General features: G+C 40.6%; 11 protein-coding genes. 2 read left to right on the top strand and 9 right to left on the bottom strand.

Going from position 1 to position 17,375, the window contains the following annotated elements; genetic code table 11:
- Window positions 1–104 precede the first annotated feature (104 nt).
- A complete protein-coding gene (locus tag HUS61_RS15765; RefSeq protein ID WP_175083090.1) occupies window positions 105–3,626 on the bottom strand; it encodes an ATP-binding protein in 3,522 nt (1,173 codons plus the stop codon).
- 52 nt (window positions 3,627–3,678) lie between these two features.
- Entirely contained in the window at window positions 3,679–4,629 is a 951-nt protein-coding gene (locus HUS61_RS15760; protein WP_258536033.1) for a diguanylate cyclase, read from the bottom strand.
- A 145-nt stretch (window positions 4,630–4,774) separates the two neighbouring features.
- On the opposite strand from HUS61_RS15760, the gene HUS61_RS15755 reads away from it, so the two are divergent.
- Complete coding sequence (locus tag HUS61_RS15755; RefSeq protein ID WP_175083088.1) at window positions 4,775–7,222, top strand: EAL domain-containing protein; 2,448 nt, start codon at window positions 4,775–4,777, stop codon at window positions 7,220–7,222.
- Here HUS61_RS15755 and HUS61_RS15750 read toward each other — a convergent pair.
- From HUS61_RS15750 to HUS61_RS15740, 3 genes are all read right to left on the bottom strand, one after another.
- Window positions 7,219–7,794 (bottom strand): manganese efflux pump MntP family protein, encoded by a 576-nt coding sequence (locus HUS61_RS15750; RefSeq protein WP_175083087.1) that lies wholly within the window; start codon window positions 7,792–7,794, stop codon window positions 7,219–7,221. The two genes, HUS61_RS15755 and HUS61_RS15750, sit on opposite strands and share 4 nt — an antisense overlap.
- Window positions 7,795–7,879: 85 nt before the next feature.
- Window positions 7,880–10,009: a hypothetical protein gene (locus HUS61_RS15745; RefSeq protein ID WP_175083086.1), complete on the bottom strand. Its 2,130-nt coding sequence runs from the start codon at window positions 10,007–10,009 to the stop codon at window positions 7,880–7,882.
- A 120-nt stretch (window positions 10,010–10,129) separates the two neighbouring features.
- Window positions 10,130–11,434 (bottom strand): NAD(P)/FAD-dependent oxidoreductase, encoded by a 1,305-nt coding sequence (locus HUS61_RS15740; RefSeq protein WP_175083085.1) that lies wholly within the window; start codon window positions 11,432–11,434, stop codon window positions 10,130–10,132.
- Window positions 11,435–11,693: 259 nt separating this feature from the next.
- On the opposite strand from HUS61_RS15740, the gene HUS61_RS15735 reads away from it, so the two are divergent.
- Complete coding sequence (locus tag HUS61_RS15735; RefSeq protein ID WP_175083084.1) at window positions 11,694–13,628, top strand: ATP-dependent DNA helicase RecQ; 1,935 nt, start codon at window positions 11,694–11,696, stop codon at window positions 13,626–13,628.
- 7 nt (window positions 13,629–13,635) lie between these two features.
- Here HUS61_RS15735 and HUS61_RS15730 read toward each other — a convergent pair whose 3' ends face one another.
- The 4 genes from HUS61_RS15730 to HUS61_RS15715 form a co-directional block, all read right to left on the bottom strand.
- Window positions 13,636–14,556: a nucleotidyl transferase AbiEii/AbiGii toxin family protein gene (locus HUS61_RS15730; RefSeq protein WP_175083083.1), complete on the bottom strand. Its 921-nt coding sequence runs from the start codon at window positions 14,554–14,556 to the stop codon at window positions 13,636–13,638.
- 1 nt (window position 14,557) lies between these two features.
- Entirely contained in the window at window positions 14,558–15,124 is a 567-nt protein-coding gene (abiEi, locus tag HUS61_RS15725) for a type IV toxin-antitoxin system AbiEi family antitoxin (protein WP_258536032.1), read from the bottom strand.
- A 69-nt stretch (window positions 15,125–15,193) separates the two neighbouring features.
- Complete coding sequence (locus HUS61_RS15720; protein ID WP_175083082.1) at window positions 15,194–16,561, bottom strand: TrkH family potassium uptake protein; 1,368 nt, start codon at window positions 16,559–16,561, stop codon at window positions 15,194–15,196.
- Window positions 16,558–17,217 carry a TrkA family potassium uptake protein gene (locus tag HUS61_RS15715; protein WP_054553462.1) on the bottom strand — a complete coding sequence of 220 codons (660 nt, stop codon included), beginning with the start codon at window positions 17,215–17,217 and terminating at the stop codon, window positions 16,558–16,560. Before HUS61_RS15715 ends, HUS61_RS15720 begins: the two co-directional genes overlap by 4 nt.
- Window positions 17,218–17,375: the final 158 nt, after the last annotated feature.

Here is a 17,375-nt window from a genome sequence, read left to right as displayed (position 1 = left end):
TATAAACATACTCCCACTTTATGAAAATTAGAAGACAAATATGCGGCGCTTTAATGAAAAATGGGCTTTGATTTTCAAAGCCCATTTATTTGCACTTAATAAAATTAGCCGACTCTAGCTACGGTATGCTTTTGTAAAATTTCTAACAAAATCTCGTAGTCTTTTTCGATTTCGAGTAGCTTAAGTTGAATATCTTTTAGCGTATTGCCCTTACTTGCGGCCAGTACCTCTAGCTCAGTAAAGTGCTGGTGCAATTTGGCTGCACCCACATCGCCACAGGTCCCTTTTAGGGCATGGCTGGTGGTTGCAATCGCATGGTAGTCTTTGTCTTTGATTGCTTGTGTTAGCAGCGTTATTTTTTTATGTGAGCTTTCTAAAAACATCTTACTCACTTTGTTTAATAGCACCTCGTTATTCATCAAACGACCGAGGGCTGCTTCGCGATTCCAATGCTGTTTTTCTTCATCGATTAATTCTTCTTGCAGTATAGCGGGCGACTGATTTACCTCAGGCACAGCAATCGTTTTTGGCGCTGTATGATGTTTAGGGTACGTTGATGCAACCCATTTTGCTGTGGTGGTGATGAGCTTATCGGCACTGATTGGTTTTGTGATGTAATCGCTCATACCTGCATTTAAGCACTTTTTACGCTCACCGAGCATGGCATTGGCTGTCATGGCAATAATTGGGATCTCGCTATGGTACTCTCCACCAGCACCTTTGCGTATTTGTGCTGCTGCATCATAGCCATTTAACACGGGCATTTGGCAGTCCATTAATACGCAGTTAAATGGGTCGTCTTCAGGTGCACTGGCCAATATTTCAATGGCTTGCTGACCATTCGACGCCATTTCAAAGCGCAGTGCTAAGCTCATTAATGTGCCTTTGGCAACTGCAGCATTTATATCGTTATCATCAACGATCAGGATTTTTGCTCCAGCAATATCAACATCTATGTGAATTTGCGTATCAGTCTCGCGACGAAGTGGTGTTGTGTCTTGAGCAGGCTGCTCTTTTATGAGTCGTTCATCAGCTAGTTTAAGTAAAAACTCAGAGATAAGCACAGGTTTAGATAAGCGCATAAAGGTGCAGAATTTAGCTTGCGGTGGTGGTTCGGTTGGGTTTATAAGCACCACTAATTTAAAGGGCAGGCTATGGTCATAGGTATTTTCACTATAGCTATCAAGTTTTGCGAGTAACGGATTGCCAGGCTCTAAAATTAGCGTATCAAAGGTCATATTATCGTTAATTTCAAAGCTTTCTAGGTCAACATTCGTGAGCTGTCCACCGCAATGAGAGATTAGTTTTGTTAGGCTTCGTTCAAGCTCAGGTTGTTTGACCGACACAGCAAAAACGCTGTCTTTTAAGCGGCTGCTTGGTTGGCGTTTTTCTACATTTTGGCTGTCTAATTGAATGGTAAATGTGAAAGTACTCCCTTTCCCCTCGGTTGATTCAAAGGAAATTTGTCCATTCAGTAAACTAGCTAGTTGCTTACATATCGATAAACCAAGCCCTGTGCCTCCATATTGCGAAGCCACACTGTTATCGGCTTGGGTGAAAGCACTAAACAATTTATTTTGATTTTCAGGCGCAATACCAATCCCTGTATCTTGAATTGTGCAGCATAGCTCAACGTTATCATCGCTAAGTCGTTTGCTTGTTGCGGTAAATTTTATAAAGCCCGTTTTAGTAAATTTAATTGCGTTATTAATTAAATTGGTAATCACTTGTGAGTAGCGATGAGGGTCTGTAACAATCGAGCTGTACTCAACATCGGCAATATCTAAAATAAATTCAAGGTTTTTCTCTTGGGCTTTAACAGCCATGCTGCCACTTAAGCTTTCAAAAAACTTAATAGGGTTAAACGCTTTTTTGTCCAAGTCGAGTTTGCCAGCCTCAATTTTTGATAAATCAAGAATGTCGTTAATAAGTACATTTAAGCTATTAACGCTTACCTCTGTCATTTCTAAATAATGCTGTTGTTGATTACTTAGTGACTCTCGTTTTATTAAATTGAGTGTGCCAATAACACCGTTTAGTGGTGTTCGCATCTCATGACTGATATTTGATATAAAAGCGCTTTTAACTTGGCTGGCTTTTTCTAGCTGGGCAGTTCTTTGTGCGACTTTAATTTCGAGTTCGTTATTTATTTGCTTAATTTTGTCGCTCGCTTGCTTTTCAACGGTAGTGTCGCGAATGAGGATGGCTGTGCCGTTGTGTTGATGATGTTCATCAAAAATAGCTGAAAAAGCGAGTGCTAAATGAGTCGTGTGTTGATTGGCTTGCTGATAGTCGACTTCAATTTCATGTTGCTTTCTATTGGTTTTAAGGGAGCTGCAGATTTCTTGGATATTAATATTTGAAAATAGATTCAGTTTGTTTATATCTGCTCCTAATACTTGCTCCCTCTGAAAACCAAACAATTCAGTGGCCGCTTTATTCCAACTAGACACTAGGCCAATATCACTGACCGCAATAATGGCATCCTTTGAGCCGCTAATAATGGCTGAAGACACCGCTCTTGCCTCGGCAAGCTCGCGATTACGCTTTAAATTTCGATGCAAAAATCCAAGTACAAACACCAAAAAAGCAGATACGCCCAACAAAAACGCATAAGTGCTGATCCTTTGCTCGCGTTCCATCGCATTAATTTCAGAGTGAGGTAGCATAATGTGGGCATCTATAAACCCGGTTTCTAAATCTCCAGTAAATGGAATGCGCTTAGTTAACGCTTCGTATTGTTGTTTACCAGCAAAGTTAGAGCTAATACTGAGTATATTTTCTAAATAGGCAGGTTCAGATTTATACACTGAGTCCCAGCGTTTGTTTGGTGCTAAGTCACGGCTAAAGCGAAAGTCTTCATTAGGGTGAACTAAAAAGTAGCCTTCGCTGTCTGTTAGGATTAAGGAGCTTGGTGCTTGTACCATCGCATTAAGAGATGCAAATAACTGAGATGTATTAATGTTTGCAATAATCAGCCCATAGCGCTGCATATTTTCATCAAAAATGGGTAAGGCTATTCGCAGCATAGGCTTATAAGGATAATCGAGCTTTCCATATTCCCGGTTAAGTGTTATTGCTGATAAATACATATCACCTTGTGACAATTGCGAACTTTGCTGATAGTAATCACGGCCACTTTTATCCTGTAACTGATTATCTGCTTTTACAACAATACCACCGGCAGCTTTGTCTACCCTGATAAGTTCTTGTCCTGCTTGTTGGGTGCTGATGATGCGTAATTGCTCGAATTCAGAATTTGATTGTAAAAATGCAACGAATATCGTTTCTAAACGTTTTTTCCATTGCTCTGAGGTAGTGTTATCAAGCGGGTCGTTACCACCATTTGCTGCAGCTCTGGCAAGTCCTGCTATAGGTGGAGTGGAATATAAAAACTGTAAATCGTTTTTATATTTATTTATTTTTTCATGGACTTGCACATCTACGGTAGCGCTTGATTCTCTCAGTCTTTCTGCAACGCTGTTTTTAATATTTTTATGAAGTTGTAGTTCGAAAAAGAAGATTGCTGAGCACATAATGGCGCCGATAAAAGCAACCGCTAATGGCACTAAAAAGCGTCCTTCAGAGGTTGTCGCTTTTTTCTGGTGTAATACTTCGTAATCCATGGTTTAGCCCTCCATACCGCAAACGTGAGTCGGTAGTAAGGTTTGATTTAGCTCAAAAGCTAAAACTGGGTTCAGCAAGTATACAAACACAGCGGTTTCTCCCTTGATGCTTGGCTTGATAGAGCGCTTTATCGGCACAGCGAATTAGCTCGTCAGTGTCGATGGCTTCATGCCCAGAAAATGTTGCGCTACCAATACTAATAGAGAGTACTCCAGAGGTTGCATGTGGGTGTTCAATATTTAGTTCACGAATGTTTGCCAAAAGCTTATGGGCAATAAATTGTGCCCCTTGAATATCGGTGTCTGGCAATACACATAAAAATTCTTCACCGCCATAGCGAATAGTGGTATCAGTTGGGCGGTTAACACTTTTTTTGATTTCATCAGCAACACGTTTTAAACACTCGTCACCTTGTTGATGACCAAGAGAGTCGTTGTATTGTTTAAAGTAATCAATATCGAGCATTAAAACTGAAAGGGCTTTATCGTTTCTGATGGCTAAACGAATGTTTTGATCAAGGGTGTTTTGTAAAAATCGTCGGTTGTTTAAACCAGTGAGGCTGTCGTGTTCACATAGGTTTTTGAGCAAATCAGCTTGTTTTTTTAAGGTCAAATGCGCTTTTACGCGATTAAGTAATGTGACGCCATAAACCGGTTTTGATACAAAATCGACGGCGCCTGCTTGCCAGCAGCGATTTTGGTCATCTTGATCCATGATGGCGGTAATAAATATCACCGGAATATCTTTGTATTGGGAGTGTTTTTTTAATTGCTTGCAAACATCTAGGCCGCTCATAGTACCAAGCATCACATCAAGCAGTATTAAATCTGGCTTAACGGTTTCGCACAGGTGCAGCACGTTTTCACCGCAATCTGTAGTGTGAGTTTTATAGAAGGGCGAGAGCAAACTTTCTATTACGGTTGTATTAATTGGTTCATCATCAACAATCAAAATAACAGAATCATTTAGCTTTAAATCTGTGCGACTAGCTACCGGTTGCAAACTATTCCCTCCACGCGATGAATAAAGCATAGACCGGATTTTGGGATTTTCTACAACTTAAGAATTAAAAAATTATTTTTTATGTTGGCACGTCTGGTGAGATAGGACTAGAGTTTTTTAAGTACTATTTACAGAGGCGATGGATATGCTTTTTTCTCATCATGAAAATTCACATAATAAAGTGCTTGTAGTGGATGATGAGCCGACTAGTTTGATGATAATGGCGGAGTCGCTTAGCGACCTTGGTGAGATAGTTTGTTGCGATAATGGTGCTCAAGCCATTGAGAAAGCAGTTTTCTTTCAGCCAGATGTGATTTTGCTCGACATAGAAATGCCCGGCATGAATGGCTTTGAGGTGTGTAAAAAACTTAAAAACAACCCTAAAACCGCGCAAAGTCATGTGATTTTCGTTACCTCTCATAATGAGCAAATTTTTGAATATCAAAGTTTTGCAAGTGGAGGAATAGATCTTATTCATAAACCCGTTGATTTAAACATTTGTCGCCTGAGAGTACAAAACCAGTTAAAGCTTAAACACCAAGAGGCGCAAATACTGGCTGCAAAAAATGATATTTCGACACTCGTTGCGCAAGTACCTGTGTATATATCTTACTGGTCAAATACCGAGGAAAACCTCTTTAGTAATGATGAAACCAGCCATTGGTTTTCAAAAAGCAGCGAGCAAATGTTAGGTTGTTTCGCTAAAGATGTATTACCAGATGAATTGTATGAGGCTTTTCATCGCTGCTTGACTAAGGGCATAGAGCAAGAAGTTTTAAATATTCAGTTGGCCAGCCCTCGCAATAAGATTGAATATGTTAGAGCGCAAGTAAATTTAAGAATAAAAGAGCGAGAAGTTGTAGGTGTCATTCTTACTCTTTCGGACATCACCTCAATTACCCATACAAAAAAGCTGTTATCGAATGAATCTGAACGTTTACGGGTTATGCTTAATTCTATTGGTGATGCCGTAATAGCTACGGATAATAATGCAATTATTAACTTTATGAACCCTATTGCTGAGCGATTAACAGGTTGGCACGCTGAAGAAGCAAAAGGGCGCCATATTGAAGAGGTAATGAAGCTCGTTGATGCAACATCTAACAAAACACTCGTCAATCCTATATCTGTTGCTTTAAAAGAGCAGCGTATAGTTGCTATGGCGTTAAATAGTCAATTAACCGGGCTTGATGGGCGAGTATATAGGGTAGAAGATTCAGCTGCGCCAATACGAGATATTGAAGGTAATATCATTGGCGGTATTATCGTGTTTCATGATGTCAGTGAATCAATCGCGATGGCAGTGAAAATGAGTCATTTAGCAAATCATGATTTACTAACGGATTTGCCTAATCGGGTGTTATTGCATGATAGGGTCACTCATGCATGTAAAGTTGCTACGAGCATGAAAAAGAAAGTGGCTCTAATGCTGATTGATATCGATCACTTTAAGTACTTAAACGATACTCTAGGTCATCACCAAGGCGATTTAATTATTAAACATGTGGCTAAGCGCCTTGAGTCTCTCATCGATTTAAACACCACGTTAGCTAGAATTGGCGGTGATGAATTTGTGATTTTATTACCTGACGTGCAGAGCACCTCCGCGATAGATGCCATTGCCAGCGACATTATTAACACCATGAATGAGCCGTTTCGTATTGATAGCCAAGAGTATATTTTATCGGTCAGTGTGGGGGTGAGTGTTAACCCTGCGGACTCTACTCAAGCAGAAGAGATGATGACTCATGCTGATGCAGCCATGTACCGTGCGAAAGAGCAGGGACGGAACCGTTTTTGTTATTACTCCGATGACTTAGAGTATCAATTTAAGCAGCGTCAAAGCGTTGAAAAGCTCTTAAGACATGCTATTGAGCAAGATAAGATTGAGGTGTTTTATCAGCCGAAACTAGCGCTTTTGACAGAAAAAATTATTGGTGTTGAAGCCCTAGTGCGACTGAGAGATGACGAGAATAAGCTTATTTCACCACTGGATTTTATACCCCTTGCTGAAGAAACAGGTCTTATTCATGCTTTGGGTCAGTCAGTGCTTAAGCAAAGCTGTATAGCGGCTAAAGAGTGGGCCGATAAAGGGCATAATATAAAAGTTGCCGTGAACATTGCAGCAAAACAATTTACCGATGGTAATTTTTGTAATCTCGTTGCTGATACCATTGAACAAGCGGGGCTTGCCAGTGAACTGTTAGAGCTTGAAGTAACCGAAAGCGCGTTGATGCATGATTTTGAAGAAATAAAAATTATGCTTAGTAAGCTCTCTGACTTGGGGTTAACCATTGCCATAGATGACTTTGGTACGGGCTATTCAAGTTTGTCGTATTTAAAACTCTTTCCCGTCGATGTACTCAAAATAGATCAATCTTTTGTGAGAGATATGCTCACGGATACGCAAAGTATGGACATTGTTAGAACCATCACCAGCTTAGCGCATACCTTGAATTTGCAAATTGTGGCTGAAGGTATTGAAGAAAAGCAACACTTAAATAGTTTAATCGATTTAGGCTGCGAGCTTGGGCAAGGGTACTATTTTCATAAGCCCATGCCCAAAGAAGAGTTTGATAAGCTGTTAGGTTAAGCCATGGTGTGGCTGTATAGGATGCCACAGCCGATAAAGATAAGTGCAACACCACCGATTGCTTCGGCCTTTTTGCCAACCCAGCCACTCATTACGTTACCAAGTAGTGCGCCGATGGTAACCATAATTGTGGTTGCTAGGCCTATCATGGCGGCTGCTAAGTAAATGTTCACTTTCATGAAAGCAAGGCTAATACCTACTGTCATCGCATCGATACTGGTGCCAACAGCGGTTAGTAATGTGGCAATGAAAGAGCGCTTAGTGTTAGGTGTAACTTCATCTTCTTCATCGTCGTCATCTTCTTTACGACTCTCAAGCAACATATGAATACCCAAACCCACTAACAACACAAAGGCAATCCAGTGATCAAAGGCTTCAACGTAATCTGCACCGGCACTGCCAATTAGCCAGCCAATAATCGGTGCGATAGCTTCGATACAGCCAAACAATAAACCAAGCTTGATTGCACTCAGAACACGAGGATTTTTAAGCGTACTGCCTTTGGTGATTGAAGCTGCAAAAGCATCAGTCGACATAGCAAGCGATAAAACGCTTAGAGTAATAATATTCAATTTTTGCGCCCCACAAAAAGTGGGTATTATACGCGGATGAGCTGTAAACAGATAGGTTAATTTACAGCTCAAATAGCTAAGGAGCTTAATAAGCGCTGTACTGATAGTTATTCATTACAGTGCCATTTTTGGGTGCAAGTTTTGGCTCAAGTTTAATAAGCTCTTCATAAACATCAGGGACAAAAACTTTTAGACGCTGGGCACGACGAAAGTGGTTAGGCTCATATTGCTCAACAAGTTTTAATGCGCTTGGCATATAGTCTGCAAGGGTTTGTGTGTTATAGCTTTGCTCCAGTGCTTGGTCGAGAATATCAAGCCCAGGTTTAGAAAAATCATGTGCAACAGCAAGGCTCATTAAAAACTTAACTGCTTCTTTTGAATGCATGCTTGCATAAAAATACATATCGTTGTTTTGCATGTCTTTTAATGAAAAATCAAAGCCACTATCGGCTAATGTTTGCCATTGTGCTAATGGTAACTTAGTAAATACAAAAAGATTTTCAGGTGCAGTTGGAGCGACCCTGTTTTGCCAAATAGACGTCAATTGTTGAGCGTTTTCTATTGTTGCTGCAAGCAACATATTTGTCTGGTGGGTACTGAGTTTTGCTGTTTGGGTAATCGTTGCAACAGTATTAAAGTCTTTTTCGACAAGTGCTTCTTTGTAGGTTTGATACTGCGTTGAGGTTTGATATTTATACTCATTTAAATGCAAGAATTGCCAATTATGAACCTGCACAGGGTCGATTTCTTGAAGCGTATCGGGAGTTAGTAAGCCTTGCTGCGCTTCGAGCGCTTCTAATTCTTCGAGTGCTTGAGAGCGTGTTTTTATCGCTTCTAGTGAATTGATCCGCTGATCTATCGTTTCACATTCAGGAGTTATTTTTTTGGCTTGCTGTTTTTGTTTCTCATAGGCACTGAGTGCTTTTGATATTGCAGAGTTATCTTTTTCTTTACGTTTAAATGCTTGGTCATTTGGGATTAGCTTTAAATCTTTGAACTGAGAAAAAGCATCATTAGCAACTTGGTCGCCAACAAATAAAAGGCTACTCGGTAAGAATGAAGATTTAAGCATCAGTAGCCTATCGTTCGGTGTGTCGCGCACAAGCTCGCCGTGAGCTCGATAACCTTTATTTTTTAGATAACTTAGTATTTCTAAGTGTTTGCTCTCTAGTGGCTGTACTTCGCTATTTGAGCTGCCCTTTAGGTTTACAATGGCTATATCCATCGCTGTAAATACATTTGGCTGATTAGTGGGCTCAATACCTCGTTCACTTAACAACTTTAAAATTGGTACGTTAAATTCACTCACAGCCACATCAGCAAGGTTTAAATACAGTTGTTCATCCATAAAGTCATCACTCATTGCTGTAGGCGAGCCGCCTAGCTGTGCTGTTTGAGAGATCAGTGCTGTTAAATAATCATTAGGTAAGTTACTTTTTAAAGCCACAGCGATATCGTTAACAGTAAACTCTTTGCTGGATATTGCGTTTTCAAACTCAGTCAAACTAAGCGTATGAGCATTAGCAAGAAAGAAAATAGATGGTGAAATGAGCCGTGATGGACCGATTTTAAATGGTGTTTTTAAATAGGTATTAAAATCATCGTTGTTATCTAATAGTTTGTACAATGCTGTTTTGTTTACTTGCTCAGGTAATGGAACATTAAACATCATTGAACCTGTATTTTGACTAAGGGGTCCATTAATTGCCGTTAGTTGATTGATTGTATCCGTATCAAAATAATCAATGACATCAAGCCCTTGCCAGCTTTTTAATATGTTAACTGATGAGGCATATTGAAATTGCTGTTCTGCATTCTCTTTGATGGCGTTAATAACTAAGGTATTAAATGAACGGTAAGATATTTTCACCAGCTCTGAATAACTTAAAATATCTTCAAGAGAGTCGCCGTCTTTTAGTGCTTGTTTAATCGCCGCTTCTATTTGACTATGATCAGCTGCAACTTGAGTGGCTTTTAAACTTTGTTGCTTACACTGGCGTTTGGCTAGCTTGAGCTTAGCCAGCTCTGATGCTTTACTATTTGGCTGGCTTGATGGTTCAAAGAAACTCGTAGCTTTCTTTTGTTCAGCGACAGTAGCAGAAGATGTCGAGACTTCATTGCTTATCGCTTCGATGGGAGTGGGTTTATCTAATATCAGGTAGGTCCCACAGGCACAAAGCCCTGCAAAAACGGTTAGTGAAATACCTTTTTTCATATTCAATCCATGGATTAATTTTGCCTGAAGTGTATGGCTTTATATTTTAATGTCAATGACTTGGGGACGAAGTGCACAAATAGCCGACAAACAACTAATTTGCCGGCTTTATGCTGTAGCTTAATGCAGTTTCATTTTTGGCCTAACAACGCGTAGTACTTTTTCGCTGATCCACAGTGCAAAGGTTTTTGCACTGCCATGGATGGCACGTTGATGCATACGATAGAGCGAAATATACATAAATCGCGCTATTTTACCCTCTATAAAAAAGCTATTACTGGTTAGGTTGCCCATTAAACTGCCTACCGTGCTATAGCGTGACAAGTTAACTAAAGAGCCATGATCACTGTAGGTAAAGGCACTCAGAGGCTGGTTTTTGAGTGTGGCTATAAGGTTTTTTTCAACACATTGCGCCATTTGATGAGCCGATTGCGCTCTGGGTGGCACTTGCGTGCCATCTTCTTGAGTAAATGCACAGCAATCACCAATCACAAAAATATCCTCGTTAACGCTACTTTGCAGATATTGGTTCACCTTAATTTGGTTATTGCGGGTAAGTTCAAAGATACCAATGTCTTTAATGAAATCAGGTGCTTTTACACCCGCAGCCCAAACCATAATGTCGGCTTTGATATGTTCATCGTTTTTGGTGATAAAGCTGTTTTCTGTGGCCTCTTTTACTTGCGTGCCTTCGCGCACCGTTACCCCTAATTTAACCAGTTCACGCTTAGCTGAGTTTGCAATTCGCTCTGGTAATGCTGGCAAAATCCGAGGCCCCGCTTCAATTAAATCAATGTGTAAGCGTTTAGCGGTCATTTTATTCAGGCCATACATTTTCAGCATGTCTGATACATGATAAAGCTCTGCCGACAGCTCAACCCCGGTTGCACCACCACCCACTATGGCAATGGTTAAGGAGTGCTGAGGGTCGTCATCTTGATGTAAGCGGGTGAAGTTATCGAGTAGAGCATGCTGAAAGCGCTCAGCTTGTTGGTTTGAATCAAGGTAAAAACAGTGCTTGTTAACACCTGGGGTATTAAAGTCGTTACTGACACTGCCTATAGCAAGTACAAGATAGTCATAACTGACTTGGCGCTCAGGTAAAATACGGTGGCCAAGTTCGTCTTTTAACTCACTTAAAGTGATGGTTTTGTTGGTTTGATCTAAGTAGCAAAAGCTGCCGAGTTGAAAATTATAATGATGTTTTGCTGCATGAGCTGAGTATACAACGCCGTCTAAATCGGCATCAATCGACCCCGTCGCTACTTCATGAAGTAACGGCTTCCAAATATGGCTGCGGTTTTTATCGATTAAAAGTATCTCTGCTTGGCGTTTTTTCCCGAGTTTGTGTCCTAATTGTGTTGCTAGTTCTAAGCCACCAGCGCCACCACCGATTATCACGATTTTAGGAGGTTGGTTAATCATTACGTTGCCCTCAAAAGTATAATACCTAAACACTCTTGCGAAAAAGCGCTTAGGTATTGTAAGTCCATCCATCAATACCCCACGGCAACGCGTCCATTGTGCGCCTTTTTACTGATTTTGTCAGTACCTGTTAAGAACAATATAGTGCGCTTAGTTATATCAATGGCCTTGGGAGATTGAGCTAAACACGTTAACATGGCTAATTCGCAGTAAGAGACCTATCATTACCTGAAAAGGGAAATGACAGTGAGGGATCAGGATGACTACACCACTACACACTTCGTTGAATCAATACTTTGGCTTTAATGAGTTTCGCCAAGGTCAGCAACAAACCATTGAGCAGTTATTAAATCAGCAATCGTCGTTGGCAATTTTTCCAACTGGCTCGGGTAAATCTTTGTGCTATCAATTAACTGCAATGCACCTACCTAATTTGACCTTAGTAGTTTCGCCATTATTGGCACTGATGAAAGATCAAATCAGCTTTTTAAATAGCAAAGGTATTTACGCGGCAAGCCTTGATTCAAGCCAAACCAGTGAGCAAAGTCATACGGTAATGAGTGATGTGCGAGCAGGAAAGGTGAAAATTTTAATGGTCTCAGTTGAGCGTTTTAAGAATGAGCGCTTTCGTGAATTTATTAAACAAGTGCCTATTTCGATGCTGGTGGTTGATGAAGCGCACTGTATATCTGAATGGGGTCACAACTTTAGGCCTGATTATTTAAAACTGCCGCGCTATCGTGAAGAGCTTAATATTCCACTGGTATTACTTCTCACTGCTACAGCGACTAAAAAAGTAAAGCGCGATATGTGTGAGCGTTTTGCTATTGCCCCAGAATGTGTGGTGCAAACTGGCTTTTACCGAAGCAACCTCGATTTATCAGTGCTCAGTGTTGCAAGCCAAGAAAAACCTCAGCAATTAGCCAGTATTATAGCCAGCCAACAAGGAGCTGGGATTGTTTATGTCACCTTACAACATACCGCTGAGCAAGTGGCCGAAGGCTTAGCAAGAGCGGGCTTTAATGCGGTGGCTTATCATGCAGGCCTTGAGGATGATAAACGCTGGCAAATTCAAGATGATTTTATGGCGGGTAAAATCAATATCGTCGTGGCAACCATTGCTTTTGGGATGGGTGTTGATAAGTCTGATATTCGTTTTGTGATCCACTATGATTTGCCAAAATCGATTGAAAACTATAGCCAAGAGATTGGCCGTGCAGGGCGAGATGGTGCGCCGTCAAACTGTTTTACCTTAGCAAACCTTGATGGCTTAAATACTGTTGAGAACTTCGTTTATGCCGACACTCCCGAGCAAAGTGGGATTGACTATGTCATCAATAACATTCGTAACGAGCAAACGAACAACCAGTGGGAAATGCAAGAGTACAGCTTATCGAGCGAAAGTAATATTCGTGCTTTAGCGTTAAAAACCTTACTGGTGCAGTTAGAAATGCAAGGGGCTATTACACCTTTATATGCCTATTACGCCGATTTTAAATATAAGTTTCTAACGGAGCAAAACGAGCTACTTAGCCAGTTTGATGCTGACCGACAAGCATTTTTACAACAGGTATTCAAACATACTGAGTTTAAGAAAATTTGGGGCACACTTAATTTTGATGCGTTAACCCGTGCCACTCAAGTTGATAGAAAGCGCGTGGTTGCAGCGCTCGATTATTTGGCCGAAAAAGGTCATATTGCCCTTGAAACTAAACGTATTACGCAAGTGTATGAGGTGAATAACTCGGTAATAAACCACGCTGATTTAGCACAGCAACTTCACCAATACTTTATCGAAAAAGAACAGGCCGAAATTAAACGTATCGCCACTTTAGTACGCTTTTTTGAGCTAGATAGCTGCTTAAGTTATAACTTAGCTCGCTATTTTGATGACCAGAATGCACCCCAGCAATGTGGCCATTGTTCAGTGTGTAGAGGCCAGCAGGTAAAACTTAGTTATTCATTAGTGCATCAAATGCCTGCGCAAAATGTGATTGCCAGTAAAGTTGCTGAGCTTAAACAGCATTTAGCCGCTAAAGGGATTAGTGATGTCAGCATCGATACTCAGTGCCGCTTTTTAGCGGGCATGAGCGTGCCTTTATTTACCCGCAACAAAGTCAGACAGCTATCAGGTTTTGGCCTTTGCGAGCAACAACGATACAGTGACATTAAAGCCTTGCTACAGCAGTTGTAGCAGGGTTTTACATTTTAAACTCAAGCTCTGTAGCTTCGGTAAACATTTTTGACAGAACTGTCTTGAATAACTCTGTCAGGGTGTTTTGTAAGTACAACTGAAACTTTTCTTTACCGAGAGTTCTATCGAATACTTCGGTATCTAAAAAACGTTTCATTTCACCGATAAACTCAGGGCTCGTGATAAGTTCGGGTAACCTATCAATTAAATGAGAGAGCATGGACTGATATTGCTCAAGTTGATAGTCAGCAACTTTATTTTTAACTAGTTCAATATCTAATTGAGCCCCTTGCTGTTGCAACCAAGCAAGATCCCAAATGTCTCGATGTCGCACATACTTTGTTGTGGCTGGTAATGAAATTATTTTGTCAGCCATTACCTCATCGAGTGATTCAGCTAAGATCAGTGTATCGCTGTATCCATCAGGCAGAAAATCATAGTTCACATTCAGTGGTAAAGGCTGCTTTGTGTAGGCCGGAATATTGGCAACTTCTAACTTAATTTTTTGTTTGGGTAAATCCTTTCTTTGTGGTGCAGTTACTACTGCAACTTGCCACTTATCAATTTTTAATTCTGAGTATTTAGGGTCTTTTTTTAACTCTTTCGGCTCTTTAACAGTCACCTCAAGGCCATATCTTTCGCCAATATACTTTTCAATACATGCTTTGATATCTTTTAACATGAATGAATTGAATTCTTTACCACCAGCAAAATCTAAATCTTCACTAAAGCGATTTCCGCCGTAACATAATCTTAAAGAAGTACCTCCTTGAAATACCAGCTTATCAAGAAATCCACCTCTTTCGAGAGCAAATAGGATGTCGTAATGCAATAACTCTTTTTCTATAACAGCCCGCATATGAGAAACATTTGTGGTTTGCATAGCGAGATTTACCAGTTGCGCAAAGTTCTCTTGTTCAGTTTTCATCTTATGCTTCCTCTGCAATTAAATGAGTATTTCGGCCAACTCTTTTTAAATCCCTTAGAGCAGTATTTTTCGTTGCAAATCTCAAAGAGCGATCTGTTTTCATTGTGTTTTTTAGAATATCTAAACGGTCTCGCTTAGTGTGAGTAAATTCAATTGTACCAAAAGGTGTTTTATATTCACCCGAGCGTCCTGTTGTCATAATGGTCAATCTGCCAACGGGGATTTGTGAAATAATTCCATACTCTGAAAGTGCAGACTCTAAACTAACGTAATTGTACTCACCACGGCGGATTGTTTTTGCAATTACCTCCAGCGTATCACTTCCTTTTGACTGAGCAAGAGCGTAAATAAAAATGCCATTTGCAACTCTAATTAAAAAGCCATCATTGATGAGTCGCGAGATCCCCGCTCTCAAGCTCCTATTAGTATCATCAAAAAAAATCTTTGCAAAATCAGACATTGTAAAAATATAGCGTCCTTGTTTATCAAATTCTGATAGCTTTTTGATTGCATCTGACTTTTTCAATTTATCTCTCAAGTAATGATTAATGGCATATTTATATGTCATTATTGTAGACTTATTTTAGTGGTTTTCAAGTTCACAAATTTAACACTAAAAAGTGTCAAAACTGTATACTTAACCAATTTGAATACTGGTAGTCGGGTAGGTCAAAGGTTGGCTGTGCTGGCGAGCAAAACAATAAGCAAAGGTTAATGGCCCAACCCGACCTATCAACATCAATAATATGATGATGAGCTGACTAGGCGCACTTAAATCTCCAGTTATACCTCGCGAAAGGCCTACGGTACTGAGTGCCGAAATTGCCTCAAAGGTGATATCTAGTAACGACCCTTGTTCAAGCTTAGTGATGATCATAATGCTGGTAAAAGCGATAAATAAGTACAGTATCATGACGCTTAATGCCTTGATCACCAGCTTGTCGCTCAGTTGACGGTTAAACACGGTGACCGTGGTTTGCTGTTTTAAATAGCTGCGCATTGCTAAAATTAGGATCACAAAGGTGCCTAGTTTTATGCCGCTCGCCGTACTGACTGAACCACCGCCAATTACCATCAGCAGCATAGTCAAAAGCGTTGAATCTTGACTCAAACCATCAATCGGTAGGGTATTAAATCCTGCGGTACGAGGAGTCACCGCTTGAAACCAAGCCGTTAATATTTGCTCAGACGTTGATAGCGGCGCTAATGTCGCCGGATTGGCGTGTTCAAAGAAAAAAATCAATATAAATGCGATGCAGTTGAGCACTAAGGTGGCAATTAACACCAGGCGGGTGTTGGTTGATAGTAACGACCAGCGCTTTTGTTTGTAGATATCAATCAGTACGGTAAACCCTAAACCGCCGATGATAAACAAAGCGGTGATCACCACGTTTACGGTGATATCGCCTTTGAATGCCGATAAGCTATCGCCACTTAACGCAAAGCCCGCATTATTGAACGCCGAAATCGTATAAAACAGGCTGTGATAGGCGCTTTTAAGTACGCCATAGTCATCGAACCAACTAATAAAGAGTAAGCAAAATGCCACCGACTCAATCACTAATGAATACACTAAAACATACTTAGCAACCTTGATCACCGAGGTTAAATCGTTGGTGTCAAAAGCGCGGCTGGCGAGTAAACGTTGCTGTAAGCCTAGGGTTTTTCCTAAACTTAAAATTGAAATCACCGCCACGGTCATAAAGCCAATGCCACCTAATTGAATCAGCAACATGACCACGCTTTGACCAAATACAGTCAGATCAGTACCGGTGTCGATGACCACCAGCCCTGTTACTGTAACCGCAGAGGTTGCCGTAAATAATGCATCGAGCCAGCTGATCGGTTGGGTGCTTGCCATTGGCAGCATAAGCAAGCTCGTGCCGAGCATAATTAACACAATAAAGCCGATAGTGAGCACTAAAGGTGGGTTTATTTTTTGCCGCTTACGGCACTTTACACCGCTAAATTGTTTAGGATAAACATTGGCTTGCCAGTTAATCATAATGCACGAAACCGTTTTGCTAATTTAGTTAAGTAAGTTTTAGAGCCCAGTAGCACCAAACTATCGCCGTGGCGCAGTTCGGTGTCGTTAGTCAGTTCTGTATTGAAGTAATCATCACGTCGCAGAGTGAGTGGTTTAATATCGCTATTACGCTCTTTGAGGAGCCAGCCAATTTTGCGACCTGAAAGCTGCAGATCAATGCCTAGTTCAACAATAAACGTGGATTGGTTAAGCGGGAAATATTGATTAACCATTGGGTAGTTAAGCGCTTGTGCAACCCTCACGCCCATTTCTTCTTCAGGGTGAATGATGCGGTCAACGCCGAGTTTACTTAGTATCTGATGATGGCTTTTGGTACAGGCCTTTACCCAAATTTGCTTTACGCCTAAGTTTTTTAAATGCAATACACATAAAATACTGGCTTCAATATTCTCGCCAATGGCCACCAATACGGCTTGGCAACTAGGTAAATCGAGCCGTGCTAATTGTGTTTCATCACTGGCATCAACCACCACGGTAAAACTGAGTTGGTCGGCATAGTGATTAACGGTGCTTTCGCTAATATCGGCAGCACACACTGTATGACCTTGTTTTGAAAGTTCTAAACAGGCGGTTACGCCAAAACGTCCTAATCCGATTACTGCAAACTGAGCCATTGTCTTTCTCGCTGTTGTGGGTACGCGCTAAATGCTAATGGCAAAAAAACAGAAGTCTTTAGAGAGCTTGAAAGCTTTATAAAGATTTTATGCTGAGATAAAAAAACTTTATAAAAACTTTATAGTGACAAAATTGAAAACCCTTTAATCTAATAGGG

Origin of the sequence: Pseudoalteromonas sp. 0802, from assembly GCF_013350085.1 — a bacterium.
Lineage (GTDB): Bacteria > Pseudomonadota > Gammaproteobacteria > Enterobacterales > Alteromonadaceae > Pseudoalteromonas.
This window is presented reverse-complemented; position numbering and strand designations above follow the sequence as displayed.

Bases quoted from the DNA above. Each gene is read 5' to 3' on its own strand.
- HUS61_RS15765 (WP_175083090.1), bottom strand. From the start codon at position 3,626: ATGGATTACGAAGTATTACACCAGAAAAAAGCGACAACCTCTGAAGGA.
- HUS61_RS15755 (WP_175083088.1), top strand. From the start codon at position 4,775: ATGCTTTTTTCTCATCATGAAAATTCACATAATAAAGTGCTTGTAGTG.
- HUS61_RS15745 (WP_175083086.1), bottom strand. From the start codon at position 10,009: ATGAAAAAAGGTATTTCACTAACCGTTTTTGCAGGGCTTTGTGCCTGT.
- HUS61_RS15740 (WP_175083085.1), bottom strand. From the start codon at position 11,434: ATGATTAACCAACCTCCTAAAATCGTGATAATCGGTGGTGGCGCTGGT.
- HUS61_RS15735 (WP_175083084.1), top strand. From the start codon at position 11,694: ATGACTACACCACTACACACTTCGTTGAATCAATACTTTGGCTTTAAT.
- HUS61_RS15730 (WP_175083083.1), bottom strand. From the start codon at position 14,556: ATGAAAACTGAACAAGAGAACTTTGCGCAACTGGTAAATCTCGCTATG.
- abiEi (WP_258536032.1), bottom strand. From the start codon at position 15,124: ATGACATATAAATATGCCATTAATCATTACTTGAGAGATAAATTGAAA.
- HUS61_RS15720 (WP_175083082.1), bottom strand. From the start codon at position 16,561: ATGATTAACTGGCAAGCCAATGTTTATCCTAAACAATTTAGCGGTGTA.
- HUS61_RS15715 (WP_054553462.1), bottom strand. From the start codon at position 17,217: ATGGCTCAGTTTGCAGTAATCGGATTAGGACGTTTTGGCGTAACCGCC.